Source organism: Paratractidigestivibacter sp. (assembly GCF_052362415.1).
Classification (GTDB): Bacteria; Actinomycetota; Coriobacteriia; order Coriobacteriales; family Atopobiaceae; genus Paratractidigestivibacter.
On sequence record NZ_DAWEMK010000037.1, the window covers coordinates 1,196 to 4,238 of the forward strand.

Here is a 3,043-nt window from a genome sequence, read left to right on the forward strand (position 1 = left end):
CTTTGTCCGCATACCCGAGCGCGAGGACGCCGGAAAGGTCGATCTTGGAGCACTCGTCTGCGGCGTCGCAGCCCGGCGCGTCGACCATGACGCCGACGGCCTGAACGGAGTCCGGCTCGCCGAAGAGCGCGACCGCAGGGGCGACGCAGTAGACGCCGATGTCCATGAGGGCTCCCGCCGCCATGCGAGGGTCGAAGATGTTGACGCGCTCCCCCGCCCTGAGCTTCGCCACGCGCGAGGTCACCTTCGAGAACGAGAGCTCGGCGAGGCGCACGCGTCCTAAGGCGGCAACCTCTCGCTCGATCTGGCCGAAGGTGGTCACGTGCAGATTGCGAACCGCCTCCATAGCGACGACGCCAGTTTGCTCGGCCGCACGGAACACCTCCTCAGCCTCGCGTTCGTTCGCCGAGAAGGACTTCTCGACCAGCACGTGTTTGCCGCAAGAGATCGCCGCGAGTGCCTGCGCCGCATGGGCGGAGTTGGGCGAGGCGATATAGACGGCATCGACGGCGTCGCTCGCGCAGAGCTCGGCTACACCCCCGAAGGAAAGCTCCGCCCCGTGCGCATCGGCGAACTCGCGGGCCCTAGATGCGTCTCGGGAACAGCATCCAACGAGCTCGACCCCCTCGACGTCGGAAAGAGCGGTGATGAACTGCTCGCAGATGCCGCTGGAGCCGATGGTTGCGAAGCGCACCTTGCCCATATATGCCCTCCTAGAGGCTCGCATTGAACGGATTAGGCCTGACGATTTTGATTCTACGTGATGCCACGAGCGAATCGCGGGGATAATGGAGGTCGTAAAACCACGAGGAGGTTCCACCGGATGTACTCATACAAAAGCCGCGTCCGCTACAGCGAGTGCGACGGGGACGGGCGGCTCACGCTCGTCTCGATGATCGATTACCTGCAGGATTGCTCGACCTTCCATAGCGAGGAGCTCGGCCTCGGGTTCCGAGAGCTCAAGCAGAAGGGCTATGGCTGGATCTTGGCCGCCTGGCGCATCGAGATCGACCGTCTTCCCGAGTTCGGGGAAGAGATCGATGTCCGCACCTGGTGCTACGAGATGAAGAGCCTGCACGCCATGAGGAACTTCGAGATCCTCGATGCCAAGGGGACTTCCTGCGTCCGCGCGGAATCGCAGTGGCTTCTCTACAGCCTAAAGGACAACAAGGTCGTCCGCATCCCCTCAGAGCTCGAGGCGTACGTGGAGGACACGCCGAGGATCCCCATGCCGAAGATGCAGCGCAAGCTGCGCGCCGAAGGCCCCGGGACGCAGGCAAGCCCCATAACGGTGGGCGAGCAGTTCCTAGACAGCAACGGGCACGTCAACAACGCCCAGTACGTCCTCATGGCCATCGGGGCTCTTGAGGAGCTCGGTGTGGAGGCGCCGATGTCGACCGTCAGCGTCCAATACCGCTCCATGGCGCGCCTCGGCGACGTCGTGGTTCCCGTCGTCCACGACGCCGAGGACGGCCGGACGATCGAGCTCCTGAACAACATGGGCGAGGTCTACGCCATCGTCAAGCTCCAAGAAAGGTAAGAATCATGGAAACCATTCATGTTGCGGCTGCCGTCATAGAGAACAACAACCAGATACTTGCAGCCAAACGCGCTGACATCGATGGCGAGAACGCCTGGGAGTTCCCCGGAGGCAAGGTCGAGCTGGCGGAGGGGTCCGAGGGCGCGCTGCGCCGCGAGGTCAGAGAGGAGCTCGGCTGCGAGCTCCAGCTCATTCTCCCCTTCGACACCATCGAGTTCGACTACCCCGACTTCCACCTGAGCATGGACGTGTTCATCTGCACGCTCGCCCCAAAGCAGGAGCCAGAAGCCAAGGTGCACGCCGAGCTCAAGTGGGTCTCCAAGGACGAGCTGACCGAAGTCGCGTGGCTCGCGGCCGACCAGATCGCCGCCTATAAGCTCGGGATGTTCTGGGACACGTACTTCTCTGAGCAGCACCTGTAAGTCTCTGACCTATGCGAATTAACGCTGGCAAAACCCAACACAACAGAAGGAGGCCGCGTGAGCTACGCCGACGATATCTTCTGCGCGATGTGCGCGGACATCATAGAGAACGGCACGACGACCGAAGGACAGAAGGTCCGCCCGCACTGGGAGGATGGGACGCCGGCCTACACCATAAAGAAGTTCGGCGTCTGCAACCGCTACGACCTGCGTCGGGAGTTCCCCGCGCTCACGCTGCGCCGAACGGCCCTCAAGTCCGCGATGGACGAGGTTCTATGGATTTACCAGCGCAAATCCAACAACATACACGACCTCCATTCACACATCTGGGACGAGTGGGCCGACGAGACGGGCTCGATCGGCAAGGCCTACGGCTACCAGATCGGCGTGAAGTCGCACTACCCCCAGGGCGACTTCGACCAGATGGACAAGGTCCTCTACGACCTTCGCGAGACACCCTACTCCCGCCGCATCATGACGAACACCTATGTGTTCTCCGACCTTAACGAGATGAACCTCTATCCCTGCGCATACTCCGTCACCTACAACGTGACCCAGGGGCCCGGAGAGGACCGCCCCACGCTAAATCTGCTGCTGAACCAGCGCAGCCAAGACGTGCTCGCGGCCAACAACTGGAACGTGTGCCAGTACGCCATCCTGCTCATGATGGTCGCGCAGGTGAACGATATGATTCCCGGCGAGCTCGTCCACATGATCGCTGACGCGCACATCTACGACCGCCACGTCGACATCGTCGAGGAACTGATCTCGCGCCCGCGCCACGCGGCGCCGAAGGTGACGCTCAACCCCGAGGTCAAGGACTTCTACGCCTTCACGACCGATGACCTCATCGTCGAGGGCTATGAGCACGGCCCGCAGGTCAAGAACATCCCCATCGCCGTATAGGAGTCTCCATGGATGCTACAAAGCCCGCTCCCCTGCCGAATTTCCACGCGATCGTAGCCGTCTGCGACGATTGGGGCATCGGGCGTGCGGGAGACATGCTCGTGCGCAACCGCGAGGACATGCGGTCCTTCGTGCGCCACACCAAGGGCCACACGGTGGTCATGGGCCGAAAGAA

At 62.3% G+C, this 3,043-nt stretch carries 4 protein-coding genes and 1 pseudogene; 4 read left to right on the forward strand and 1 reads right to left on the reverse strand.

Annotated elements, in window-relative coordinates; translation table 11 throughout:
• The coding region (locus tag ACT84W_RS05240; protein WP_444328446.1) for a Gfo/Idh/MocA family protein at positions 1-703 on the reverse strand (703 nt) is incomplete at its 3' end.
• A gap of 120 nt (positions 704-823) precedes the next feature.
• On the opposite strand from ACT84W_RS05240, the gene ACT84W_RS05245 reads away from it, so the two are divergent.
• From ACT84W_RS05245 to ACT84W_RS05260, 4 genes and pseudogenes are all read left to right on the forward strand, one after another.
• A complete protein-coding gene (locus ACT84W_RS05245) occupies positions 824-1,540 on the forward strand; it encodes an acyl-[acyl-carrier-protein] thioesterase (protein WP_417575389.1) in 717 nt (238 codons plus the stop codon).
• A 5-nt stretch (positions 1,541-1,545) separates the two neighbouring features.
• The gene (locus tag ACT84W_RS05250; RefSeq protein WP_444328447.1) at positions 1,546-1,962 is read left to right on the forward strand and encodes a (deoxy)nucleoside triphosphate pyrophosphohydrolase; all 417 of its coding nucleotides are present in this window, start codon (positions 1,546-1,548) and stop codon (positions 1,960-1,962) included.
• Positions 1,963-2,019: 57 nt separating this feature from the next.
• Positions 2,020-2,868 carry a thymidylate synthase gene (thyA, locus tag ACT84W_RS05255; RefSeq protein ID WP_432290494.1) on the forward strand — a complete coding sequence of 283 codons (849 nt, stop codon included), beginning with the start codon at positions 2,020-2,022 and terminating at the stop codon, positions 2,866-2,868.
• Positions 2,869-2,963: 95 nt separating this feature from the next.
• Positions 2,964-3,043 (forward strand): annotated as a pseudogene (locus ACT84W_RS05260) (dihydrofolate reductase); the annotation flags it as partial.